26 protein-coding genes are annotated in these 26,379 nt (G+C 27.7%); 9 read left to right on the top strand and 17 right to left on the bottom strand.

Annotated features, from left to right (window positions below):
• The first annotated feature begins 102 nt into the window (after positions 1 to 102).
• The 3 genes from CM240_RS05215 to CM240_RS05205 all read left to right on the top strand — a co-directional run bounded on the left by CM240_RS05215 (position 103) and on the right by CM240_RS05205 (position 2,562).
• Positions 103 to 897: a Cof-type HAD-IIB family hydrolase gene (locus CM240_RS05215; RefSeq protein WP_044037132.1), complete on the top strand. Its 795-nt coding sequence runs from the start codon at positions 103 to 105 to the stop codon at positions 895 to 897.
• Positions 898 to 991: 94 nt separating this feature from the next.
• Positions 992 to 1,672: a helix-turn-helix domain-containing protein gene (locus CM240_RS05210; protein WP_044035761.1), complete on the top strand. Its 681-nt coding sequence runs from the start codon at positions 992 to 994 to the stop codon at positions 1,670 to 1,672.
• The gene (locus tag CM240_RS05205; protein ID WP_156930482.1) at positions 1,630 to 2,562 is read left to right on the top strand and encodes an IS3 family transposase; all 933 of its coding nucleotides are present in this window, start codon (positions 1,630 to 1,632) and stop codon (positions 2,560 to 2,562) included. Before CM240_RS05210 ends, CM240_RS05205 begins: the two co-directional genes overlap by 43 nt.
• An 80-nt stretch (positions 2,563 to 2,642) precedes the next feature.
• Here the strand turns inward: CM240_RS05205 and CM240_RS05200 are convergent, their stop codons facing one another.
• From CM240_RS05200 to CM240_RS05190, 3 genes are all read right to left on the bottom strand, one after another.
• A complete protein-coding gene (locus CM240_RS05200) occupies positions 2,643 to 3,419 on the bottom strand; it encodes a YibE/F family protein (RefSeq protein WP_044037130.1) in 777 nt (258 codons plus the stop codon).
• Positions 3,416 to 4,561, bottom strand: a complete 1,146-nt coding sequence (locus CM240_RS05195; RefSeq protein ID WP_044037128.1) for a YibE/F family protein — start codon at positions 4,559 to 4,561, stop codon at positions 3,416 to 3,418. The genes CM240_RS05200 and CM240_RS05195 overlap by 4 nt, the downstream gene beginning before the upstream one ends.
• Before the next feature lie 122 nt (positions 4,562 to 4,683).
• The gene (locus CM240_RS05190) at positions 4,684 to 4,953 is read right to left on the bottom strand and encodes a DUF1294 domain-containing protein (RefSeq protein ID WP_044037126.1); all 270 of its coding nucleotides are present in this window, start codon (positions 4,951 to 4,953) and stop codon (positions 4,684 to 4,686) included.
• Positions 4,954 to 5,060: 107 nt separating this feature from the next.
• Between CM240_RS05190 and CM240_RS05185 the strand changes: the two genes are divergently transcribed.
• Both CM240_RS05185 and CM240_RS05180 read left to right on the top strand, forming a co-directional pair.
• Complete coding sequence (locus CM240_RS05185; protein WP_044037124.1) at positions 5,061 to 5,663, top strand: DUF445 domain-containing protein; 603 nt, start codon at positions 5,061 to 5,063, stop codon at positions 5,661 to 5,663.
• 13 nt (positions 5,664 to 5,676) lie between these two features.
• Positions 5,677 to 6,483: an MBL fold metallo-hydrolase gene (locus tag CM240_RS05180; protein WP_044037122.1), complete on the top strand. Its 807-nt coding sequence runs from the start codon at positions 5,677 to 5,679 to the stop codon at positions 6,481 to 6,483.
• 68 nt (positions 6,484 to 6,551) lie between these two features.
• Here CM240_RS05180 and CM240_RS05175 read toward each other — a convergent pair whose 3' ends face one another.
• The 9 genes from CM240_RS05175 to CM240_RS05135 form a co-directional block, all read right to left on the bottom strand.
• Positions 6,552 to 7,016, bottom strand: a complete 465-nt coding sequence (locus CM240_RS05175) for a methylated-DNA--[protein]-cysteine S-methyltransferase (RefSeq protein WP_044037120.1) — start codon at positions 7,014 to 7,016, stop codon at positions 6,552 to 6,554.
• 30 nt (positions 7,017 to 7,046) lie between these two features.
• Positions 7,047 to 7,454 (bottom strand): DUF2752 domain-containing protein, encoded by a 408-nt coding sequence (locus CM240_RS05170; protein ID WP_044037118.1) that lies wholly within the window; start codon positions 7,452 to 7,454, stop codon positions 7,047 to 7,049.
• Positions 7,455 to 7,534: 80 nt separating this feature from the next.
• Positions 7,535 to 9,184 (bottom strand): aryl-sulfate sulfotransferase, encoded by a 1,650-nt coding sequence (locus CM240_RS05165; protein WP_051483703.1) that lies wholly within the window; start codon positions 9,182 to 9,184, stop codon positions 7,535 to 7,537.
• A gap of 195 nt (positions 9,185 to 9,379) precedes the next feature.
• Positions 9,380 to 10,786, bottom strand: coding sequence for a glycoside hydrolase family 1 protein (locus CM240_RS05160; RefSeq protein ID WP_044037117.1), 1,407 nt, complete (start codon positions 10,784 to 10,786; stop codon positions 9,380 to 9,382).
• On the bottom strand, positions 10,786 to 12,171 hold the full coding sequence (locus tag CM240_RS05155; protein ID WP_044039753.1) for a PTS transporter subunit EIIC: 1,386 nt from the start codon (positions 12,169 to 12,171) through the stop codon (positions 10,786 to 10,788). The genes CM240_RS05160 and CM240_RS05155 overlap by 1 nt, the downstream gene beginning before the upstream one ends.
• A gap of 281 nt (positions 12,172 to 12,452) precedes the next feature.
• Positions 12,453 to 14,018: an ABC1 kinase family protein gene (locus CM240_RS05150; protein ID WP_044037115.1), complete on the bottom strand. Its 1,566-nt coding sequence runs from the start codon at positions 14,016 to 14,018 to the stop codon at positions 12,453 to 12,455.
• A 16-nt stretch (positions 14,019 to 14,034) separates the two neighbouring features.
• Complete coding sequence (locus tag CM240_RS05145) at positions 14,035 to 14,319, bottom strand: phasin family protein (protein WP_044037113.1); 285 nt, start codon at positions 14,317 to 14,319, stop codon at positions 14,035 to 14,037.
• Positions 14,320 to 14,437: 118 nt separating this feature from the next.
• Complete coding sequence (locus CM240_RS05140; protein WP_044037111.1) at positions 14,438 to 15,580, bottom strand: toxic anion resistance protein; 1,143 nt, start codon at positions 15,578 to 15,580, stop codon at positions 14,438 to 14,440.
• Complete coding sequence (locus CM240_RS05135; RefSeq protein WP_044037109.1) at positions 15,581 to 16,804, bottom strand: 5-bromo-4-chloroindolyl phosphate hydrolysis family protein; 1,224 nt, start codon at positions 16,802 to 16,804, stop codon at positions 15,581 to 15,583. It abuts the gene before it with no gap.
• Positions 16,805 to 16,969: 165 nt separating this feature from the next.
• Between CM240_RS05135 and greA the strand changes: the two genes are divergently transcribed.
• Positions 16,970 to 17,434 carry a transcription elongation factor GreA gene (greA, locus tag CM240_RS05130; RefSeq protein ID WP_044037107.1) on the top strand — a complete coding sequence of 155 codons (465 nt, stop codon included), beginning with the start codon at positions 16,970 to 16,972 and terminating at the stop codon, positions 17,432 to 17,434.
• A 57-nt stretch (positions 17,435 to 17,491) separates the two neighbouring features.
• Here the strand turns inward: greA and CM240_RS18135 are convergent, their stop codons facing one another.
• The 4 genes from CM240_RS18135 to CM240_RS05115 all read right to left on the bottom strand — a co-directional run bounded on the left by CM240_RS18135 (position 17,492) and on the right by CM240_RS05115 (position 22,897).
• A complete protein-coding gene (locus tag CM240_RS18135; RefSeq protein ID WP_278246579.1) occupies positions 17,492 to 17,626 on the bottom strand; it encodes a hypothetical protein in 135 nt (44 codons plus the stop codon).
• A gap of 85 nt (positions 17,627 to 17,711) precedes the next feature.
• The gene (locus tag CM240_RS05125) at positions 17,712 to 18,878 is read right to left on the bottom strand and encodes a MerR family transcriptional regulator (RefSeq protein ID WP_044037105.1); all 1,167 of its coding nucleotides are present in this window, start codon (positions 18,876 to 18,878) and stop codon (positions 17,712 to 17,714) included.
• A gap of 82 nt (positions 18,879 to 18,960) precedes the next feature.
• Complete coding sequence (locus CM240_RS05120) at positions 18,961 to 19,368, bottom strand: secondary thiamine-phosphate synthase enzyme YjbQ (protein WP_044037103.1); 408 nt, start codon at positions 19,366 to 19,368, stop codon at positions 18,961 to 18,963.
• Positions 19,369 to 19,456: 88 nt separating this feature from the next.
• Entirely contained in the window at positions 19,457 to 22,897 is a 3,441-nt protein-coding gene (locus CM240_RS05115) for a pyruvate carboxylase (protein ID WP_044037101.1), read from the bottom strand.
• Positions 22,898 to 23,317: 420 nt separating this feature from the next.
• On the opposite strand from CM240_RS05115, the gene CM240_RS17780 reads away from it, so the two are divergent.
• From CM240_RS17780 to CM240_RS16770, 3 genes are all read left to right on the top strand, one after another.
• On the top strand, positions 23,318 to 23,467 hold the full coding sequence (locus CM240_RS17780) for a hypothetical protein (RefSeq protein ID WP_173400230.1): 150 nt from the start codon (positions 23,318 to 23,320) through the stop codon (positions 23,465 to 23,467).
• 168 nt (positions 23,468 to 23,635) lie between these two features.
• The gene (locus tag CM240_RS05110) at positions 23,636 to 24,808 is read left to right on the top strand and encodes an AI-2E family transporter (RefSeq protein WP_044037100.1); all 1,173 of its coding nucleotides are present in this window, start codon (positions 23,636 to 23,638) and stop codon (positions 24,806 to 24,808) included.
• A gap of 79 nt (positions 24,809 to 24,887) precedes the next feature.
• Positions 24,888 to 25,883, top strand: coding sequence for a hypothetical protein (locus CM240_RS16770; RefSeq protein WP_051483702.1), 996 nt, complete (start codon positions 24,888 to 24,890; stop codon positions 25,881 to 25,883).
• A 48-nt stretch (positions 25,884 to 25,931) separates the two neighbouring features.
• Here CM240_RS16770 and CM240_RS05100 read toward each other — a convergent pair whose 3' ends face one another.
• Positions 25,932 to 26,339: a PH domain-containing protein gene (locus CM240_RS05100; protein ID WP_044037098.1), complete on the bottom strand. Its 408-nt coding sequence runs from the start codon at positions 26,337 to 26,339 to the stop codon at positions 25,932 to 25,934.
• Between the last annotated feature and the right edge of the window lie 40 nt (positions 26,340 to 26,379).

Below are 26,379 nucleotides of genomic sequence, written 5' to 3'. Positions count from 1 at the left end.
GCATAAAAATCTTCTTTTATTGAAATATATTTCAAAGACTTTATAATTATATATATAACTAATGAAAGGAGATACTGCATTTTTATTGCGGCTAAATAACAAATGGATAAAAAAATTATATTTTTCGATATAGACGGGACTCTGATAGATGAGGAAACACATTTAATACCTAATAGTACAAAATATGCACTTAAAGAGCTAAAAGCTAATGGTAATTTAGCTTTCATTAATACAGGAAGACCTGTATCTGAAATAACTGATTATATTCGTAGTTTCAATTTTGACGGTTATATTTGTGGTTGTGGTACTTATATTGAGTTTAATAATGAAGTACTATTCTATAAATCTCTAGGTAATAAACTTTCCTGTCAATTAGCAAAGGATATGAAAAACTTTAATTTAGAAGGCCTCTTAGAAGGTAGATATGATATTTACTTCGATAAAATAGACAATATAAATCATCCTTATGTGTTAAAAATAATAGATCAACATAAAAAAGAAGGTTTTTATACAGGTTCAACTTGGGATAATCCATCAATTGATGTAGACAAGCTTGTTATTTTTTCTACTGAGTCTAGTGACTTCTCTGGATTTTACAACAAATATAAAAGCATCTTTGAATTTATTAAAAGAGGTGAAAATTTTTATGAACTAGTTCCAGTTGGATACTCCAAAGCTTCTGGAATTGAATATATAACTAATCACCTTAATATTCCTCTAAAAAACACCTATGCTATAGGTGATAGTACTAACGACTTATCAATGCTCCAATACGTAGAAAATAGTATTGCAATGGGAAATAGTAATCCAGAAATTTTTGATTTAGTCTCCTTTATAACTACTTCTGTTGATAATGATGGTATTGAAAATGCTTTAAAACATTACAACTTAATATAAATAAATGGCTGTACATATTTTATTATGATATGCTCCCCTTATGGTAGACACATAAAATAATTAAAATGTCTATCATGAGAGGGAGTATTTTTTTATGTGTAAAAAACGTAATTTTAGTGCTGAAGAAAAAGTTAAATATGTTGAGGAATATCTAAAAAGTAAAAATAGTATGAGTCATTTTTCATCTATGCTGGGGATTGCCTTAGAATCTTTTCGTCAATGGATTCGTAACTACAATAGTATAGGCGCGGAAGCCTTTACGATGGAAGGATATAAGGGCTATTCTAAAGAATTGAAATTACAAGCAGTAGAAGCTTATTTGTCAAATTTATATTCTCAAGATGAAATTTGTGCAAAATATAAAATACGTTCAAAAACGCAACTACAAAGATGGATTTCAATATATAATAGTCATAATAAACTAAAATCTTCTGGAGTTGGAGGGACAGCAATTATGACTAAAGGTAGAACTACAACTTATAATGAACGTATTGAGATTGTAAAGTATTATATAGAAAATGATAAAAATTACGCTAAAACAGCAGAAAAATTTCAAATATCATATCAACAAATATATAGTTGGATTAAGAAATATGAAACCAATGGCATTGAAGCACTATTAGATAAACGTGGAAAGCGAAAGCTTGCCGATGAAATGTCTGAAATAGAAAAGTTAAAAGCGAAAAACAAATTACTTGAAGCCGAAAATCGTAGACAACAGATGGAGATAGAATTCTTAAAAAAGTTAGACGAAATAGAAAGGAGGCGATTTTAAGTAAAACAAAAAATGAATTTATCTATTTAGCAATACAAGAGTTGCATAAGCAAAAATCTTTTTCTATTAAAGAATTATGTGAAATAGCCGGTATTGCACGCTCCGCATATTATAAATGGACGAATCGCAAAGTAAGTATGAATGAAAAATTTAATGAGGTGTTATTATCACTTATACAAGAATCATATGAAGAAATAAACGGAATATTAGGATATAGACAAATGACTATAAAATTAAATCGTGAAAATGATTTTCATGTAAATCCAAAGAGAATTTATAGGCTTATGTGTATTCTTAATCTAAAGTCAGTATGTCGTAGAAAACGAAAAACTTATAAAAAATCTACACCTGAAACTGTAGCTGATAATATTCTAAATAGAGATTTCTATGCAGATAAATTTGGTGAAAAGTGGCTCACAGATGTAACGGAAATGAAGTATGGTATTGGAAAGAAAGCATATTTAAGTGCAATTCTAGATCTTTCTGATAAGAGTATTGTCTCTTTTGTAATTGGGCATTCAAATAATAATAATCTAGTGTTTCAAACATTTGATATTGCCCGTAGGGAGTATCCGCAGGCTACGCCTATTTTTCATAGTGATCGTGGTTTTCAGTATACTTCAAAAACATTTAAGAAAAAGCTTGAAGAAGCTAATATGATTCAAAGTATGTCACGAGTATCACGTTGTATTGATAATGGTCCAATGGAAGCATTTTGGGGTATGTTAAAATCAGAAATGTATTATTTAAAGAAATTTAATTCATATGAAGAATTAGAAGCAGCAATTATAGAGTACATAGATTATTACAATAATCGTAGATATCAAAAACGTCTCAACTCTATGACTCCGTTAGAATATAGGGAGTATTTATTAAAATCTGTAGCATAAAATATAGCTAACCACAAAAGTGATTAGCTATATTAAATATTTTTATTATTTCACCTGTCTACTTGACAGGGAGCAGTTCATTATGTAACAGCCTTACTTTTTATATTTTTTATCTTCATAATAACATTTGAAGTAATTGTAGCTGTAATTAAAATAATCATAATGCAACCAATACCACTAAATAATATTCTTATAAATTCTTGAGCAAATACCTTTGAATTAATAATTTTCGAAAAAGAGTACTTATTTTTATTAAAATAAATCATTAACGTCATAAATTCACTAATATATGAAAAAAATAAAGTGTTCATAGTTGTTCCTAAAATATCTTTTCCCATATTCATCGATGATTTAAATAATTCTTTCTTATTTAAATGTGTATTATTTGTATAAACCTCATAAGTCGATGTTGCAACTGCTACAGATGTATCTAAAATTGCACCTATAAGTCCAATGATAATAATAGATATTTCTATATCTGTCATATTTAAATTTATATTTTTTGAATATGCAATCATTTCTCCCTCAAATTGTTGCTCTATAGGTATTCCCTGAATTATACTTTTACTAGCTATACAATACACAAAAATTAATAAAAGTAATGTTGTAAATATTACCGAAATAAAAGCTGTCTTAGTTTTAACATTTATACCATTTTGATAAAAAAGTGTTATTACGCTAATAAACATACAAGTAAAAAACGTTATAACAAGACTATTATATCCGCTAGATATTAATAATATTGTACATATTAATGCTACCATATTAAATATTAAAGTTAAAAATGACTTAGCTCCTCTATCGCTACCAATTAAAATCATAAGTATAAATAATATAAATGCTAAAGTTAATATCATTGGTTACACATCCTTTTCAATGTTCTTGTTGACAAATATGTCGCTATAGGTATGGTAATCACAATTCCTATACTTCCTGTTAAAAATCTTGCTATTTCAAAAGGTATATATGTAGTTAATAAGGTAGTAAGCTTTATTCCATTCTTTATACTCAATGCAAAAATCGGTATGCATCCTGCTAAATTAGTGAAAAACAGTACATTTATCATAGTACCCATAACATCATTTCCCACTTCTGTACATGAATTTTTTAAATCTGTTTTACTTATATAAGGATTTTTATCAATTAATTCATTAACAGTGGTAACCATAGTTATCGCAATATCCATAACAGCCCCTAATCCACCAATCATTATTTCAGAAATAAAAATATAATCAGCATCTAATGTATTGTATGGTTTCGGAAGATACTCCATAAACTCATAATCAAGTCCACCGGTATACTGAAGAATTATTATAGACAAAAGTGTAACAATAGCTACAGATACTAATGTTATTGTTATAGCTGCAAATGTTTTTCTATTAATACCACTACTTATCATCAAAAAAGCTGTAGAGAATATAAACGTTGCAAGTACGCTTAATAGAAGTATATTTATACCTTTAGAGTATAGATGTATCATAATATAAAATACACCTATGTTAACTATAAGACCTCCAAGTACTAACCCCCCTATTTGTTTTCCTACCAAAATCAATAATAATATAAAAATAACTATAGTTATAACTATATACTTATCTCTTTTCAGTCCAGTTATATTCCCAGTAATATCTCCATTTTTATCAACTTTTTTTGTGATAAATACATCATCATTAATTTTATATTTATCTGTATATACTAATGACGATGAATATTTATTTTTTATAATAACTTCTTTGCCTTTAAAGTCACCATTTTTTATTGTAGCTATAATATTTTGTGTATAATTCTTTTCGATATCCCCATCAGGTCCTTTTTCTTCCCCCTCAAATACTTCATCGATAGAATTTATCTTAGCAATTTCAGTATCATATAAAAAATAATTATTATAAAAAAAGGATATAATCATTAATGAAATAATAATTATACTTAAATACTTTATTTTTTCTTTTTTATGATTATCTATATAGTCTTTAATTACATTCAAAATACTTTTGCTCATTTATATCACTCTCTCATATTGCAAGTCATTTTATTCTTAATTATACATCAATAGTTGCCTGTTTCAAAATAATACCTTTATATGCTTTTTTAGTAAGTATTTTCGTAATATTCTAGAACTTTTTAATATATTGTAAACATATTATATAAAAAATAAACTATTAGTATTATTTGAATAATAAGTATACTTGGAATACCTATTGTAAACAAATTATGCTTAGTCTTATGCCTAAAGTAATACATCCCTATTAACATTCCACAAGATCCACCAATAATAGCTATCAATATAAGAGTGTTTTCTGATATTCTCCATTTTCCTTTTCTTGCTTTACTTTTGTCTATCCCCATCACTATAAATGCAATGAAATTAATTACAAATAAATATGTATACATAATTACAAACACCAGCTTTCTATCTATTTTATTAAACCTAATCTTGAATTATACTATTATAAATTATACAATACTTTTAATAAGTAAATTCACTTAGGAGGATAATTATGAATACATTTATTACAATTATTGTACTAGCTCTTATTGGTGGTATAATCGGTTGGATAACTAATATTTTAGCAATAAAACTTATATTTAGACCTATAAACCCAATAAAGATACCTATACTTAATATTGAGCTTCTTGGACTTATTCCTAAACGTAAGAAAGAAATAGCTGAAAACATCGGACAAGTTGTTGCCAATGAACTAATATCAATAGATGATATTATTAATGATGCTTTCACAGAAGAAGATAAATTAAACTTAACTTCTTATGTGCAAAATAGAATCAAAAATATAATCAATGAAAAATTAAATTTTATTCCTGCTCCTTTTAAAATGATGGTAGCCCCTAAAATAGATTCAATAGTTAATGAAGAAGTATCTTCTGCTATAAATGATATAACTGATGATATGATTGACAAGATAAAAGAAAGAGTTGAAATTGAAAAAATAGTAACTGAAAAAATAAATGAATTAGATCTTTTAGAACTAGAAAGAATCATAATAAGTGTTGCAAAAAAAGAATTAAAGCATATTGAAATTTTAGGATTAATACTTGGACTAGTTATTGGATTATTCCAAGGAATAGTTATTTCACTTATATAGAGGAGGCTCCATTATGGAAAAAATCACAATGCTTGGTACAGGCTCCGCCATGGTCACTAAATGCTATAATACATGTTTTACAATTTCAAAGAATAATGAATACTTTTTAGTGGATTGTGGTGGCGGAAATACAATATTAACAAATTTAGAAAAATGTAATATACCTATTAAATCAATTCATAATATTTTTATTTCTCATAACCACAATGATCACATTTTAGGTGTTGTATGGGTAATCCGTGCTGCTTGTCATGGTATTTTAAACACAAAAAACTACGAAGGCGACTTAAATATCTATTGTCATCAAAAATCTATAGATGCCATTAAGTCAATATGTTCTTTCGTTTTACAAAAAAAGTTTACCAATCTTTTTGATAAAAGAATATTATTCCATCCTATAAGTGATGGTTATACTACTACTATATTAAATCAAAAGATTGCTTTCTTTGATATTGGTAGTACAAAAGAACTACAGCATGGTTTTAATATTAAACTTGCAAACGGTAAATCTCTATCCTTTTTAGGTGATGAACCCTACAATGAAAACAATAAAACATATTGTGAAAATGTAGACTATTTAATGCATGAGGCATTTTGTTCCTACGAAGATAGAGAAATATTTAAACCTTATGAAAAACATCACGCTACTGCTAAGGATGCTTGTAATAATGCAAAAATATTAAATGCTAAAGCTATTATACTATTTCATGGCGAAGATAAAAATTTATCTTCTAGAAAAGATCGTTATATTCAAGAGGGAAAAACGGTTTTTTCTGGAACAATTTATGCTCCAAACGATTTTGATGAAATAATATTGTAATTATAAAAAATACGCTACATAATTTCAAATTATTACCCTATGTAGCGTATTTTATTATATACTTCCATTTAATTATTTTTTTCTAAAGCTAATAATCTTTCCTTTAATTCTAATCCTGCACCATAACCTACCAATCTTCCATCACTTCCTACTACTCTATGACATGGAATTATTAGTATAATAGGATTCTTATTATTAGCCCTTCCTACAGCCCGTGCAGCTTTAGGACTGCCAATCTTTTCTGCAATATCTTTATAACTACATGTTGTACCATACGGTATATTTTGAAGTTCCCTCCAAACTTTTTTCTGAAATTCTGTTCCCTTTGGTAACAATGGAAGGTCAAATTCTCTTCTTCTTCCAGCTAAGAAATCATTTATTTGTCCTATTGTCTCTTTAATTAAAGTTGTTTCTTTAATAGTCGCATCTTCAATAACAAAATTCTCTGATATAGAAACATATGTTAAAAATCCATCCTCTTCAACTACATTAACTTTTCCTATACTAGTATTGTAAGAAAATATACTTTTCAAAATATTTCACCTCATACATTATAAAATTATCTATATAATATTCTTAAAAAAAGTTACTATCTTCCACACGTACGAAGACTTATCATAATCCATTGGAACTGTATTAGGAAATAACATTACCATTCTTACAATATAAACTACTAATATAATCATAATTGTACTAATATAAAAGACTATCTCATATTTTTTATTTCCAAATAAAGGCCTTTTTCCATAAATAATGATTATTATTACAATAGGAATAAACCAAAATAAAGGATGATAAGAAAAACTTTTATAAAAATTTAAATTAAGTGCAGCTACAATTGCTCTTGTTAATCCACAGCTAGGGCATGGAACACCAATAAATTTTTTTATTAAACATTTTCCATCTACTAAAAAAATAGCTACTACCATCAATATAATTATCATATGCTTTTCTTTATTTCTAAAATCCATACTCGCCCCTTAAATATCTAATTATAATTACTGTTTTACAGTAATTATATAATAACATATTTAAGAATCAATAGATGTTTTTATTCAAACCAAAAATTATCAAAGGTATATTTAAATACTCTATACGCGTATTTTTTAGAATTATACTTATATTTCCTTATTAAATTTTTCTCACTATCATACTCTGCATAACTATGAGACATTCCTGAACTTACAATATAATTATCCTGTAATATTTCAACACTACTTACAATACTTGAATAATCAACATCAAATGAATCTACTAATTCATAGGTACCCTCATTTTCATCTACTAAATACTTATAATACATAGATTTATCACCTTCAGAATAAGTACCGCAGCCTACATAATTACTCCAATCAAAATCTGGTCTTGTTGATGCTCCTTTGTAATTATTATTAAACATATAAATATAGTACTTACCATCTTCTAAATTATCATCTTTAATATAAGTTATTGTATGTTGACCTGCATTGGCTGTAAAATCTCCTATCTTATTATAAAGATACTCTTCATATTCTGTTTCTTTATAAACAGATTCATCAGCAATTAAATATTTCAATTCAGGATCATTATATATATTATTAACTCTTATTATAGTACTTAACTCTCTTGCACTTACAATTATATCTTTTCCATCTATAACTTGAAGACTATTTAAATGAATCCAATCTAGCTCATCACCACCATAAGTGTTTTTACCAGATTTCGGCATTACTGCTTTTTCATACATATCACCTAATAAATCTCTCATATCTAATACTTCTTTTGCATCACCTGTTGCTAAATCAAGTGAAATCACTACATCTTCTATTGTTTCACTTCCTAATTTATTAGCTAAAATTAATAATTTATTATTTACCTCATCGTAGACATAATCATGATGCATTTCATAATTACCTAAAGAATAAAAATCTTCAATCTTTCCTAAGTTGTTTACAGCTATTATACTATTAGTGCTATTAGAATAAATCATTTTATCATCTTTAAATATTATTCTATCACCTCTATAATCATCTAATACTAACTCTGACCTTATTATGCCATCATTATCATATAAGTATATATTTGAACTAAAAGACTTATCGTGACCTAATAAAGCAAATAATCCATCAGTAATTTCTTCATTACTTTCTCCATCCTCAAAAGTAAATTCTGCATCAATATCATGTTCTAATTCTGGTACTATAATATTAAATTCTTTTCTCCCAACTTCATTACCATCTTCATAATAATTTATAAGAACATTATTAGTTTTCCCTGGAACTAATCCAATAATCTGATATTCATTATTATCATTATATTTTAAAGATTTTGAGAAATCTTTAGTTCCCTCAGCGGTTATTGTATATTTCACATCTATCTTTCTTTCTTCTTCAAAATATATATTTAATGACAAAGTATTAGTTCCATATGGATTATTAATAATAAGTGGATTTTCCATATTATACTCATTATCTTTTAATAAATCTTGAATCTTTTGTGATATAGTATTTTGATATTTAGCTGTAAATATAGAAGTATCTTCGTCTTTATCAACATAATATATCTCCCCATTATTAAAAAACTCAATATTCTTTGTTATTTTTTTATTAGATGAACTATTCTGCCTCGTAAGTAAGTAATTTCTATCGATAAGTATTATACCTATCGACAAAAATATAAATATCAAACTTATTATAGACAACTTTATCCATTTACTTTTCATAATATCATCCCCCCAATTCTTTTTACATTACAGATTCTATCATAGAGATTTATAATAAATAATAGGTTATGTAAAAATTACATTTTATCTTCACATTAAACTCAAGTATTCTTCACGTAAACGTTTTAAAAACCATATAAAAAAGAGTATAAAACAATATAGTATCTCCATATGTTCCATACTCTTCTTTTATAATTAATCTAACTTTCCATTATTAGCTATAACTTTTTGATACCAATAGAAACTGTCTTTCTTAATTCTTTTCATATCTAATAAATCATCATCCGTTCTATTTACATACACTAAACCATAACGTTTTTTAAATCCCTGAGCAGAACTTAAAAGATCCATAAAAGACCATGGACAATATCCTAACATCTCTACACCATCTTCTATAGCTAATTCACAAGCTTTAATATGATTTCTAAGGTAGTCAATACGATAAGAATCATGTACCTTTCCATCTTCCAATATATCAGGTGTTCCTAACCCATTTTCAGTTATAATAAGTGGCAGATGATACCTTTGCCAATATTCATTTAATGCAACACGTAATCCTGAAGGATCAATAGATGCTCCATATTCTGTAGCTTTTAATCTAGGATTCATAGACATTTTAAATAATCCATACATGTTAAAATCTACACTGCCTTCTCTAACTCCAAATTCATGAGTTTCATCTACTGGCAATGCTTCTGCGCAATTTGTTCTATAATAGTTAACAGCAATAAAATCCATCTTTGCACTTTTTAATATTGGTTTATCTTCATCTTTCATATACGGCATAATGTTTCTTTCTTTAAGGTATTTAATATAATACCCTGGATATTCACCATAATAATGCATATCAAGCATATAATATACTTTAAAGTTATCATTCATACGTGCTGCATATACATCTTCTGGCTTACATGTCATTGGATATGTTACAGAAGAAGATACTGCAGCACCAATCTTACTTCCTTCTATCATCTCATGACAAGAATTAACGGCTAAAGCATGAGCTAAACACATATTGTAATCCATTTGTGCTCTCATCTTGTCTATTTTCCATTTGTCCTCTTCATCATATATATTAATTCTCTCTTCTATTCTTACAATTAAATTTTGCTCATTATGAGGTTGCCAATACTTTACACGATCACCAAACTCTTTAAAACAAATTTTTGCATAACGATGAAAAGCTTCTACTGTCTTTCTACTTTCCCACCCATTATACTTCTCTACTAAAGCAAAGGGTAAATCAAAATGATACAATGTCACAAAAGGTTCTATTCCATTTTTAATTAATTTATTTATAACTTTATTATAAAATTCTATACCCTTTCTATTAACTTCTCCTTCTCCATCAGGAATGATTCTTGCCCATGATAGTGAAAATCTATATGTCTTCATTCCTAACTCTTTCATTAAATCAATATCTTCTTCATAATTATGATAAAAATCAGAAGCTACTTTTGTATCTGCTTGAATATGTGATTTTCTAAATGAATTATAATCTGCTACAGTTAACCCTTTTCCATCTTCATCCCAAGCACCTTCAATTTGAAACGCTGATGATGATGCTCCCCATAAAAAATTTTCTGGAAATACGTTTCCCATTATTCTTCTCCTTTCATGCCTCTACTTGGTATATCTTCAAACCCTACTATATATGTCAATATAGCTGATCCAAAAAATGCAATACTAATTCCAATTAAATAACTTATAAATCCTCTTAAACCTACTTCAGCATAAACTGGAATTGTTAAAATTCCTTGATTTGCAAAAGCATTACCAAAAGCTCCTCCTATACCCATTATCGCTCCTCCAATTGCACCACATATTACAGCACATATCATAGGCTTTTTCAATCTTAAGTTTGCACCATAAATTGCCGGCTCTGTAATACCAAATAATGCAGTAATAGTTGCTGACATCGATATAGTTTTTAAATCTTTATTTTTTGTTTTAAAAAATACACCTAAAGCTGCTCCTGCTTGAGAAAAATTAGCTGCTCCTGCAAAAGCTAGTATGTTTTGTCTACCAGTTTTCGCCACATCATTTATACCAATAGGTACAAGAGCTCTATGTGCTCCAAAAATAACTAATACACACCATAATCCGCCAATAAATGCACCACATAATCCAGGGCTAAACTCATATATAAATTTATATAAGAAATTAATAGAATTACCAATATAAATTCCAATAGGCCCAAATAAAAATAATGTAGCTGGAAGTATAATTAATAAAGATAATGTTGGTACCATTATTATTTTTACTACTTCTGGAATAAACTTTTTAAGATATTTCTCAACATAAGAAAGAACCCATACTGCTATAATAATAGGAATTACTGAAGAAGTATATGAAGCCTTTGTTAAAGTAAGTCCAAATAAAGATACTTCACTATCTCCAGTCATAAAACTCACAAAAGCAGGATAACAAAGTGTTGCCCCTATAACCATTGCAATTATTTCATTTGTTTTAAACATTTTAGCTGAAGTATATCCTAGCATAATAGGCATGAAATAAAATATAGCATCTGCTAATGCATTTAAAATAATATATGTATCCATTTCTTTTATATCTATTCCATGCTTATTGCTATAATACATTGCTACAACAGATAATATTCCTTTTATCATACCAGAACCAGCTATAGCAGGAATTATAGGTGTAAATATTCCTGCTATAGTAGATAATACCTTGTTCCATACTTTGTCATTAGTTTTATTATCATTTATAACTTTATCACTGTTAGGAATATTCATAGCTATCTCTTCATAAACTTTTACCACTTTATTACCTATAACAATCTGAATTTGTCCCATACTTTCAACTATAGTAATAACACCTTCTATTTTAGAAAGTCTATCCTTGTTAACTTTATGAGAATCTTTTACCTTAACTCTTAACCTTGTCATACAATGAGTCAATTCTATAATATTATTCTCTCCTCCTAAAAACCTTAGGATCTCATCTGCAGTTTTTGAATAATTCATTTTCTCCTCCTAATTTATCTACTGCCACAACTAAATAAAAGATATCTACTTAGCAAAATTATAACTACCTTATAGTATTATTAAATATATACTGTAGATATTCTTTCTAATAGCAATTATCAAACAATAATTATTATTATAGAGAAATAATAATTCATTGTAAATTCAATGTCAAGGTTTAAAGAATTTGAAAACATTAATGTAAATTCGCGATGCTTATCTATACATTAGCTAAATATAATAAAAAATCATTATAATATAGTAATAATATTATAATGACTTTACTTTTTAACAATATCTACAATAAGTATTCCACCTAATATAAGCGCTACGAGAAACCCTAAAAATCCAAGTAGTGGTATATCAAATATCTTTATTTTCATATTCGTAGTACAAATTAAGCTAGATCCAATAAGCAACCCTGCAGTAATCACAGCTACTATTATTTTATTTACCATCTTATCAATGTAATTCAGTGATTCCTCCAACCTTATAATTTTTAAATTTATCTTACTTTGTCCTTTAATAGTCATATTAATTAAATTTGAAAGTTCACTGACAATAGAAATAGATTTCTTACTAGAATATAATATTTCCTTACCTATAGATAAAATTTCTTTTTTTACATCTATAGATTTTATAAAATTATTATTTAGAAAATTAGTTAATATCTCAATCAAGTCAATATCAGGACTTAGCATTGCCATAACACCCTGTATTGTTAATAATCCTCTAGTAAACAGAGAAATTCCTTTTGGCATAGTGATGCTATGTTCCTTAGCTATAGCCATAAATTCTTCTAAAATTACTGTTAAATTTATTTCTCTCATAGGCATATTACTATATTTATTTACTATACTCTCCAAGTCATTGTATAATTTTTCTTCATTAACACCACTCTTAGGCCTACCTATTATTAATAATACTGATTTTATTTTATTAATATCTTTTTCAACAAAAGCTTCAACAACCTTCATTAACATTTCTTTATCATAAGTAGATAATGTTCCTACCATCCCTAAATCAATCCAGTAAATTTTCCTACCTCTTATCCATATATTCCCCGGATGAGGATCAGCATGAAAAAATCCGTCTTCTAATAATTGCTTTATATAATTGTTTGCTAGCTTAATCCCTATTTCTGATAAATCATATCCCTCTTCTTTTAGATGTTCTATATTATCTATCCTTATACCATCAATATATTCCATAACCAATATTTTAGAGTTTGTATATTCTTTTTCTATATACGGACAACTTACATACAGTATATCCTTATTATTTCTTTTGAATTTTTCCATATTACTAGCTTCAATAAGAAAATCCATTTCTTGTAATGCTACTTCCCACATCTCATCCAAGACCATATTAAAATCTATAACATTACCCATTAATTTAGATAAATTTGTCATTGAAAGAGCTTTTTTTAATAAGTTAATATCTCTATACATACTCTCATAAATATCTTTTCTTTGTATCTTCGCCACTACTAATCTTCCATCTTTTAATATAGCCTTATGAACTTGAGCAATAGAAGCCGAGCCTATTGGTATAGGATCAAACTTTTTAAAAATCATATCAATAGGCATATCATAAGTTTCTTCTATTATACTTTTTACTGTATCGTAATTCATAGGTGCAACATTTGACTGTAATTTTTTTAGTTCCTCACAGTAATCTTGTGGTAGTATATCTGTTCTCATGGACATTATTTGACCTATCTTAATAAAAGTTGGTCCTAATTCTTCAACTATCTTTCTACATTTTTCCGGAGTAATTCCTTTTGTTATTTTGTATTTTTTTAATACTGATATTATCTCTTTTAGACGCTTCTTATTATTCTTCATTTTATCAGCTTCTTAATTATATAGAATTTAATTTATTTTTTAGTTTTTCTACTTCTTCAGGACTCATCTTTTTTATTTCACTTAACACTTCAGAAATTTTTTCATCAGATATTTCATTTTTCTTCTCTTTGATACTTCTTTTTAATTCTTCATTTAAAACTTTCCCTTGCTCTACAGTAACTTCTCCCTTTTTTACAAGCTCATCAATGATCTCTTTACACTTCTCTGTAGTAGTTGCCATAGCACCGATTCCAACTAAAAGTATATTTTTTAACCCATCACTAAACATATTATTATTCATATAAATATCACCTATCCTTTTTAGTAACTTTTCCAAATAGTATTTGTAAATAATATTATATTATGCAATAGAATACTGATTAATTAATAAAAAAAATAAGTCACCTCCTTAGAGGGACTTATTTTCTTAATGTTAACAATTTACTTTTTAATTGTTCTTCGATATTATGCAACTCTTCTTCTGCTGCTTTACGCTTTTCACGGCCTTCAGCTTGTATACGCATAACTTCATCAAGAGTAGAAATTAATGATTCATTAGTTTGACGTAAAGTTTCTATATCAACAATGCCTCGTTCAGAAGCCTTTGCTGTTTCTATTGTTGACATTTTTAATGTTTCTGCATTTTTTCTTAAAAGTTCATTAGTCATATTAGTGACTTCATTTTGCACTTTAACAGCATTAGCTGAATGCTCTACACCTAGTGCTAAAACTATTTGGCTTTTCCAAAGAGGTATCGTATTTACAATAGTAGATTGTATTTTCTCAGACATTAAAGTATCATTATTTTGAATTAAACGAATTTGTGGAGCCATCTGAAGTGAAATCATTTTTGTTAATTCTAAATCATGAATTTTCTTTTCAAATCTGTCACATAAAGCTGCAAGATCATTAGTTTCCTGAGCATCTTCTGTACGCCCACTTAATCTAGCCTTCTCTGCAAGTTTTGCCAAATCCTCATTTCTTACCCTATCGAGCTTCTTTTTACCAGCTAAAATATACATAGTTAATTCTTTAAAATATACTTTATTTATTTCATACATTTTATCTAACATCGATATATCTTTTAATAGCTGTATCTGATGTTTCTCAAGAGCTGTACATATATTATTTATATTACCTTCAACCTTTGTATATTTAACCTTCATATCTTCAAATTTTTGCGCTGGTTTTTTAAATATACCTAGAAAACCTTTCTTTTCTTCTGTATTTTCAAAATTCTTAAGTTCTACTACTACATTTGAAAGCATTTCACCAATAGCACCTAAATCTTTAGTTTTAACATTATTTAGTGCTGTTTCTGAAAAATCAGCTATCTTCTTTTGAGCTCCTACACCATACTGCAAAATAGAATTAGAGTTTGTTAAATCAATCTTTTCAACAAAATCATCCACCATTTTCTTTTCCTCAACAGTTAATATCTCTTCTTCATTAGCTTCCTTTGGCTTTTCTTCCTGAAGCTTTTTTACTTCATTAATTTCTTCAACAGCATCAAAAGATAAACTTGGGGTGATATTTATTTCTTCATCAAAGTTATTACTCATCTACATTCCTCCATTATTGTCATTATCATCTTTTATAAAATCATCTTCTGTCAATCCTTCTTGAGTAAATAATGTCTTTAATACTTCAATATCCGAAGATATATCTAAAACAACATCCTCAAACAAATCATCTAATAAATTGGCAAAAGCACCATTTATTAAATCTATACTTTTTTCTATTTCTATTTTAGCTTTCTTTACATTATCTCCTTCAATGTATTGATTATTTAACTCTTTATAAGAATTAACCAACTTTAAAGTCATTGGTAGATAGTGATTTGTAAATTTTCTAACTTCAGATAATTTTTCTGGATTTTTTTCTACTTGCTTAAAAATTTCATCTACAATTCTTTCAAGCCTATCTAGTTTCATAGAGATTTCTTTTTCTTCGATAACATCATTAGCATACTTTATTTCAGAAATATACTTTTCTCTCATTTCACTTATCAATTCAATATCACTTTTCTCACTGTCATCATCTTTATCAACGTTTTTATCTTTATTTTCCTCTTCTGCTTTTCTTCTTTTATAAGATTCTTTTGAATTAAGATATTCTTCATAAACTTTATTACTTAACATAAAGTAACTCTTTTCATCGTCAATATGACCTTCCCTAAACATATCTAATCTTATCATTTTTTTTAAATCTTTAATTACAAAACTATTATTCTTAGCAACAGAGCTGGCTAATTCATCTATCCTACAATAATTTCTTCCTGAAAGACATCTCACGTATTTTCTAAATCGTTTTACCCTATTTCTTAAACTAGCTCCCTTATAAGATAAAGAAATACTAAGTATAAAAAATAATGCTAATATATATATTGCTATATTCATACCTACTAATGCATATTCACTTGATATCTTAATTATAGAACATATCACTAATGGTATAGCAAATCCTATAGTTCCTATAGTTCCAATTACATTAAGAACTATTCCTGAAACTCTACCTGCTGGCTTTTTTGCTATATACATATTAGTAACATTATCCTTTACCCTTATAGCATCATTTCTATTCTTAGAATAATTATATTGAGAAATATTTTCTTGAACTTTTCTCTCAAAATAATCAGATGTATTCTTAAATTTTGATATCACTTCGTTTAGAGTATCTTCTGCTGTATTATTTACCCTTACTTTAGCGAACTCTACATATCTTGCAGCATTTTCTACCGTAGCCCTAATCTGATCTTCTAAATGGGAAAAATCATTTCTATCCATTAGTATTCTCCCTTCATTTTGCATTTTCAAATTAATTACATATAAATAATTATACCTTATCACTAATTTCTAAACAATATAATAAAACTATATCTGTATATTTTTTATATCCCCTTATATGTTATATAATATTTACATAATAATATCGGGGAGGTTTAATTTTTTATGAATAATAAGCTCACTAAAGAGAATATAAAAAAATTACAAGAAGAATTAGATTATAGAATGACTGTTAAAAGAGCTGAAATAGCTAAGGAAAAACTTATTGCTGCTGCTCATGGTGACCGTTCTGAAAATGCAGAATATAAAGAAGCTTGTGCAAATTATAGAGCCAATGATAACAGGATACAATATTTAATGACAATGATATCAACAGCTATTATTATCGATGAAACTGATAGCGATAATTCTGTCTTAAATCTTAATAGTAAAGCTAAAATTAAGTTTGTTGATACAAATGATGAAGAAATTGTTACTTTAGTAACTACTATGGATTTAGATCCAGAAAATATGCATATAAGTATCGAGTCTGGCTTAGGTAAAGCTTTACTTGGTAAAACTGTTGGAGATATTGTTGAAGTTGAAGCACCAAGTAATAACTATTTTGTAGAAATCCTCGAAATATTTTAAATATATTGAAATGAGCTATTGTACACTATTGCACAACAGCTCATTTCAATTGCAAATTTATTTAAAATCTGTACGTGTAGATGGCTCATATGAACCATAAATTGTTTTTTCATTTCCTTTATCTTTCACTTTCTTACCATACTTCTTAGATGATGGATCTGAAGTTGTATAATCTGTTTTGCTATTCACCATAATTTCACCTCTTAACTATTACTTCAAACTTATATTTTCCTATTTTATAATGTTTATACGATATTATTTATTTTTCCTTCTATCCCTAATGACATCTAAAAATTCCAGTAGATTTATTAATATAAATAGCACCTTCTTTTTCTATCTTATCATCTAAAAATTCTTTGAAATCTTTCTTAGAATTGTCAATAAGATTCGCTGCATTACCTGGAATTGAATAAACATAATCATATAATGCTTTACTATCATCAACAATTAAACTATCTTCATAATCAATTCTACTAACTCTATTAAATGCCTTACTAAGTTGCTCCTTACCATTTTCTAAAGAAAATTCATTACACATTTCATCATGTGGAATACATATCCTTTCATCAAACTCATATGCTAAATTATGAAGTTCTAACATGTGTTCTCTCCCTATAGTAGAACAATAAAAAACACCTTCATTCTTTAAAAGTCTTCTAATACTATAAAATAATTTTTCTCTATTTTTTATATAAAACAATACATGATTGGCAATAATAATATCAAATTTATCTTCATCTATTTCAAAATTATCAGCATCTTTTTGCATAAATTGAAATTTTACATCATTATTACTAATAATATTTCTTTTTGCCTTTTCTAACATTCCTTCTGAATAATCTGTTAGAAATATATTACATCCTTTAGGAATCCTATTTAAGTTATTTAACCACAAAGCTCCATTACCACAACCGATTTCAAGAATCCTCATATTTTCTTTTAATTTCATTTTATCAAACACCCATTTATGCCATCCGTAGCTATTAGTACTAAATTTATCATGAATATTCATTCTTTTATTAAGGTTAATATCTGTACTATATTGTTTTATTACTTCTTCTTTTTCATTGGTAAGACTAATAATTTTAATTAAGCTCTCCCAGCTATCGCTATATCTTTCTGCTTCTTCTACTGCATTAATTATTAAATTAATATGTTCCCTTTTCTCCATAAGTAGTCTTCTTTGTTCCTTAAGCGACTGACTCAAATTTTCCCCTAGATTGCTATTAATAATTTCAATAATCTTCTCTAAAGAAAATCCTAAATATTTTAGCATTAATATTTTTTGTAATGTATTAATTGAACTATCATCATAATATCTATATCCAGCTTCAGAATATTCAATAGGTTTCAATAATCCTTTTACATCATAATATCTTATTGTTCTTACAGAAACTCCACACAATTTCGCAAGTTCACCAGCTGTATATTTTCCATTTACCATAATTTTTACCCCCTACTATCCTTTTCATCTTGAATTATACGGGCTTACGTAAGGTTATAGTCAATACTTTATAAATTATTTTTTATCCTTCCATTATTTTAACGAAAAATTTTCTATCTCTCGGCCCATCAAACTCACAAAAGTATATATCTTGCCAAATTCCAAGTACCATCTTACCATCATCTACTATAAGAGTTTGCGAAGCTCCCATTGTAGAAGCTTTCATATGGGCATGAGAATTTCCCTCAAAATGTTTATAATTTTTATCTCTTGTAGGATATACCTTTTCAAGGCCATAAATTATATCTCTTACTACATCTGGATCTGCATTTTCATTTATTGTTATACCTGCTGTAGTATGAGGACAAAATACTATAACTATTCCATCTTTTATACCACTTTTATTAATATCTTCTTCTATAATATCTGTTATACTCACCATTGTTTGTTCTTTATTAATTCTTAAATCATGCCTAAATAATTTTTTCATAAACAATCACCTCTTTAATAAAAATACAGTGCACTAAAAAAGGCTCTCGCCTACAAATTTTCATTTGTTATTGCGATAGCCTCTTTTCCTATACTAACTTAATTAACAATTCTCCAGTTTTAACTTGTTGTCCTTCTTCTACTAAAATTGCTTCAACAGTTCCATTAGCAGCTGCTACAATATTTGTTTCCATCTTCATCGCTTCAACTACTATTAAACTATCTCCTTCTTTAACTTCTTGTCCTTTTTCAACTAATACCTTAACAATAGTTCCTGGTATACTAGCTCCAACTTCAAGTTTATTTGAAGGATCAGCCATCTTAGAACCTTCATCTGGTCCTAAATTCTTATTAATTCTTTCTGTCTTGTCCTTTATTTTAATTTCTCTTCTATTTCCGTTGATTTCAAAATCTAATGTTCTGTTTCCTTCATTATCAAGCTTACCTATTTCTATTAACTTAACAATCATTGTCTTACCTTCAGCAATCTCTATTTCACTAGTTTCGCCTTCTGATAATCCATGGAAGAATACATCACTTCCCATACGGCTCATATCACCATATTCAAGAATAAACTTAATGAAATCTTCAAATACATCTGGATATAAAGCATAACTTAATAAATCTTTATTAGTTGGTTCATACTTATATTTTTCTTTTAAATATTCTCTAATTTTATCAAAATCCTCTGATGGCAATAATTCACCTGGTCTTACTGTAATAGGTTCTTCACCTTTTAATACTAACTTTTGAAGTTCTACAGGGAATCCCCCTTCTGGTTGCCCCATCATACCTTTAAAATATGAAACTACTGAATCTGGAAAAGCTAAATTCTTTCCTTTTTCATATATATTTTCTGGTGTTAAGTCATTTTGAACCATAAATATTGCCATATCTCCCACCATCTTAGATGAAGGAGTAACTTTAATAATATCACCTAACATATTATTAACAGTCTTATACATTTTCTTTACATCATCAAATCTATGTCCTAGCCCAAAACTTTCAACTTGTGGTTTTAAATTTGAGTATTGTCCACCTGGAATTTCATAATTATAAATTTCTACACTACCGGACTTAAGATCAGACTCAAATTGACTATAAACTGGTCTTACATCATGCCAATAATCTGATAGTTTTTGTATACCATTTAAGTCAATACCAGTATCTCTATCTGTATTGCTAAGAGCAGCAACTATTGAGTTAAGTGCAGGTTGACTTGTTAATCCTGACATACTATTAAATGTTGTATCTACAATATCTACACCAGCATCAGCTGCCATAAGCACTGTTGCAACACCATTACCAGTAGTATCATGAGTATGTAAATGAATTGGAATTTCCACTTCATTTTTAAGAGCTGTAATAAGCTTCTTAGCTGCATATGGTTTAAGTAATGCAGACATATCCTTTATAGCTAAAATGTGAGCACCCATTTTTTCTATTTCTTTTGCTTTTCTCACATAGTAATCTAAGCTATATTTATCTCTGTTAGTATCAAGAATGTCCCCTGTATAACAAAGTGCAACTTCAGCTACCTTACCACAGTTTAATACTTCATCTAAAGCAACTTCTATACCCTTTGACCAGTTAAGAGAATCAAAGATTCTAAATATATCTATTCCACTTTTTGCAGATTCTTTTATAAATTCTCTTATTACGTTATCTGGGTAATTTTTGTATCCTACTCCATTTGCCCCTCTTATAAGCATTTGGAACATAACATTTGGTATTCTTTTTCTTAAAGATTCTAATCTTCTCCATGGAGATTCCTTTAAAAATCTGTAAGCTGTATCAAAAGTAGCTCCTCCCCACATTTCAAGAGAAAATAAATCATTACCATAAACTGCAGTGGCCTTAGCGATATTTTTCATATCTCTACTTCTGACTCTTGTTGCCATAAGTGATTGTTGAGCATCTCTCATTGTTGTATCAGTAAGTAAAAGTTTCTTTTGATTCTTTATCCACTTAACTACCCCTTCTGGTCCTTCAGCATCTAAAATTTGCTTTGTACCACTTAGATTTCCTATATTATCTACTGATGGAATAACTGGAACATCATACTCTTTTTTTATTCCCTTTGTTTCATTAACAACTTTTTCTCCAATAAACTTTAATAATCTATATTCTTTGTCAGTTCTTGGATTTATATCAAATAATTGTGGATTATCAGATATAAAGTTTGTATCACATTGTCCTTTTTTAAATGTTTCATTATTTAATACATTTATTAAGAAATCTATATTAGTTTTAACACCTGTAATATTTAATTCTTTTATTGCACGAATTGCTTTTCTTCTTGCATCTTCAAAAGTTCTAGAATAAGATGTTGTTTTTACAAGTAAACTATCATAGTAAGGACTTATCACTGCTCCAGCAAATCCATTACCACCATCAAGTCTTATACCAAATCCAGCACCACTTCTATAAACATCTATCCTACCTGTATCTGGTGAAAAGTTGTTTGCTGGATCTTCAGTTGTAACTCTGCATTGAATAGCAAATCCTCTAGGATTTACATCATCTTGTGATTTTATTCCAACTTCATCAGAATCTAATTTATATCCTTCTGCTATTAATATTTGACTTTGAACTATATCTATACCTGTAGTCATTTCAGTAATAGTATGCTCAACTTGAACTCTTGGATTCATTTCTATAAAATAATGATTTCCATGCATATCTACTAAGAATTCTAAAGTTCCTGCACTTCTATAATTCATAGATTTTGCTATTTTTAAAGCATCTTCGCAAATTTTATTTCTTACACTATCATCTAATGATGATGCTGGACTTATTTCTATAACTTTTTGATGTCTTCTTTGAATAGAGCAATCTCTTTCATAAAGATGAACCACATTTCCATATTTATCTCCTAATACTTGAATTTCAATATGTTTTGGTCCTTCTATATATTTTTCAATAAATATATCATCTATACCAAAAGCTTTCTTAGCTTCATTTTTAGCACTTTTATAATTAGAAATAAGATCTTCTTTTTTTCTAACTATTCTCATACCTCTTCCGCCACCACCGGCTGCTGCTTTTACCATAACTGGATATCCACATAACTCTGCAGCTTCTAGAGCTTCTTCTTCTGTTTCAATTGGTTTTTCAACTCCTGGAATAACTGGAACTCCAACGGCTTTAGCTACTAACTTAGATTGAATCTTATCACCTAGCTTTTCCATCATTTCTGATTTAGGTCCTATAAATTCTATCCCTGCCTCTTCACATCTTCTAGCAAAATCAGCATTTTCAGACAAGAAACCATACCCTGGATGTATAGCATCTACATGTTTTTTTAACGCAAGATTTATAATCTCATCTATATTTAGATATGCTTCAACAGGTCCTTTGTTCTTTCCTATTAAATATGCTTCATCTGATTTTGTTCTAAATAGTGAACATTTATCTTCTTCTGTATATATAGCAACAGTCCTTATTCCTAACTCATGACAAGCTCTAAAAATTCTTATTGCTATTTCTCCTCTATTTGCTACTAATACTTTCTTAAACTTTTGCCCCACTTCAGTGCAACCCCCTTGTATCTTAATTACTATATTCAAGTAAATAACTTATTATATCTCTTATTTCATGTTATATTTTCAAACAATAAACAAATTATATCACATTTATATAAAAGATACTTAAAAATTTGTATTTTTATCATCAAATTATCTAATTTATTAATATTTCATTTTTTTATGCCATAAAAACTTCACATATTAAATAAAATGCAATAATTTGCAATTATTATTGCATTTTAAAAAATATATGCCTTGTTCATTAAATATGAATATATTCTTCATATTATCGCAGACTATATTAAGATAACATATTAGGAGATGATATTATTGAATAATTACAAACATGATTTAACATCAGAAATACTAAAAGGTATGGAAAATTTATTAATTCAATTATGGAGATAAATAGGAGGTGAATTTATGGATAATAAATCAAATGAGTCTCCAGAATCTATTGCAAAAGAAATGCTTATAGCTGGTGAAACTTATGATGCAATTATGTCTGCTACTAACCTTAGACTTAAAGATATTAAAAGAATACAAGAAAAAGAAGTTAATCCACATTTTTAATTAAAAGATTCGCACTATTTATGAATTTGTGCTTTGGTACTTTAAGAAGGCTGTGCATCTTGTTATGCAACGGCCTCGTTTTTGTAATTATTATTTTGTTATGTTTATATTGTATAGATATATTATACAAATTATTGTAAAATATATCTTATAAGGGGATGATAAATAGTGAATCTTAAGGAAGATAAAAAACTAATAACTTTTGCTTTTTATATAGTGATAACTGTTATATCTATATATATTGGAATTATAATTATTTCTAATATAGGGAATATACTGTCTTTTATATTTGATATTCTAAGTGATATATTTTCTCTAATTAAGCCTTTATTCATAGCTTTAATTATTACATATCTTCTTTATCCTATAAGAAATTACTGTGAAAAATTTCTTAAAAATAATAAAATATACAAAATAACTAAGCCTTCAAAATGTAGAGTTTTATCTACAATTTTTTCTTACTTGTTTGTTTTAGGTATTTTGATTGCTTTATTATATGGAATATATTTTATGATTGGTGGACAATTATCTAATAATGCTACTATTTCTAACATAATATCTCAAATAATAAATTACTTTAATGAAAATAAGTTTTCTACTGCTGCAATAAAAGATACTCTTAACAACTTAAATATTCCATTTTTAAATACATTAAAACCATATTTATTAAACATTGCTGCTGATATTCAAGATTATATTATAAACAACTTAGATAACATGACATCATCTGTTTTATCTTTTGGAAGTAGTATAGCTACATTTTTTGTTGGATTAGTAATAAGTATATATCTTCTTAAAGATACAGAATACTTCATTGGACTATGGAAAAAAATATATAATATCATATTTAGGGAAGGTACCCTTGGTAAAAATATTGCAAAATCAACACTTATTATTCATGAAGTCTTTTCTAAATTTATTCGTGGTCAACTTTTAGAAGCATGCTTTGTTGCAATATTATCATCAATAGCTCTTGCGATTATTGGTATAAATTATTCTTTTGTAATTGGACCAATTGCTGGCATATGTAACATGATTCCCTATGTAGGACCTATCGTTGGTACTATTCTTGCAGTAATAATAGCATTATTAAGTGGATCTCCTATAAAAATTATTTATGCTATTATTGCTATGATAGTGGTTCAACAAATAGACAATAATTTATTAGCTCCCAAAATTGTAGGGGATAGCGTTGGTCTACATCCCGTATTTACGATACTAGCAATTTTAATAGGTGCTAATATAGGTGGTTTTTTAGGAATGTTGATTTCTGTACCACTAGTAGCTTCTTTTAAAATATTCTTTAATATCTGGTATGATAAATATATAAATATAAAGTAATAGATTTATCTTAGTTTTATTCATATAATTAATTACTTAGAATATATTGTTATGTAAGTATTACTAGGGAGTTAATAAAATGTCTAATAAAAACAACGATAAATTTATCAATTATAGTTGTTCTAATCGAGAATTACCATCAGGAATACCTGCTATGCCTTTTTTACCTCCAAATATTCCTGGTGCTCCTTTTTTTCCAGGATATCTACCTGGAGGCGGTCCAATACCCCCTATAGGCAATTATCCTGGAGAAAATTTTTATCCTATAGGTATTCCAAATTCGCCACCTCCAAATTTTACACCTAAACAAAATAATCCTAATGTACAATATATAAGCAACAATCCAAATAGTAAATTTGTTAGTAGTAATTCTATAAGATTTTGCTTGTTTAAATTCACTTACATTTGGCAACGCAATGGTAGAAATTATTGGGCCTATCTAATTAATGTTGATAGATTTTCTATAGCTGGTTTTAGGTGGCTAGGTCGTACTTGGGTATATTTTGGACTAGATTTACGTAAAATAGATTCCTTCTTATGTTATAGTAATCCTAGAACTGAAACTAGAGGCTCACATTCATCCCATAAAGAAATAAAAAAAGAACACTGTTTATCTGGAGATAAAGAAATATATTCTACCCCACTAACAACTATAAAATTACCTGAATTCAAAGAGGACTACTCATCAGAGGTTCTTTCAGATGATGATAAAGATTTTCTTATAGAAACCCCTTACTTAAAATCTCGTATTATCAATTTTTCTATTATTTTAGAAGTAACTTATCCTATAGATTATAATAACGACTTAAAAAGTTCAATTCAAAATACTGCTTCTGATGCTTGTAACGATGCTAATCTAATACTATCATCTAGTAGAAGTTGTGATGATGATATTTCTATAATAGAAAATATTAATTCATCATCTACTCTAATTCCTAAAGCTTTAGAACATTTTTCTACTGCTTTTATTAACAATCTCCAAAAATCCAACATTCCCCAAGAGATTATTAATAATATAGATTATAGTATCAGAGAAGAAACACATATAGGCCATTGGCAACCTTACTTTTATTAAAACTAATGGCTGTTGCATAATGCAACAGCCATTAATATATATCGGTTTCTACTTACATAAGTAATATTTTTTTACTTGTGAAATTACTTCTTTAGCCTGTTGAGATTGTGCTTTTGGCACTTTAAAAGAAATTGGTGCATTAAATGGTACCCCATTTGCTGTAAAAGCAGTATTTCCTTCTACACCTATCTTAATATCTACATCCATATCTAGTGTACCAGCTGTTTCAAAAGAAACACTCTTAATGTTTTTTGATGGAAAAAATTTAGTTTCTACTTTCTTTCCAGATATTCCTTGTACATCTATCATATAAATTCCACATGTAGTTAATATTATTGAATCTCTGATAAATTTATATGAAGCAATAACTTCTTCATTTTCAATTAAAAATTCCTCAATAATACCCCCATCAGTGCTCATTGTAGCTTTTCCTGTTAACTTATCATATAATCCCATTTTTGCCCTCCTAAATAACATTATATAATAATTTTAACAT

The sequence above is a fragment of the Clostridium bornimense genome, from assembly GCF_000577895.1.
Classification (GTDB): domain Bacteria; phylum Bacillota; class Clostridia; order Clostridiales; family Clostridiaceae; genus Clostridium_AN; species Clostridium_AN bornimense.
This window is presented reverse-complemented; position numbering and strand designations above follow the sequence as displayed.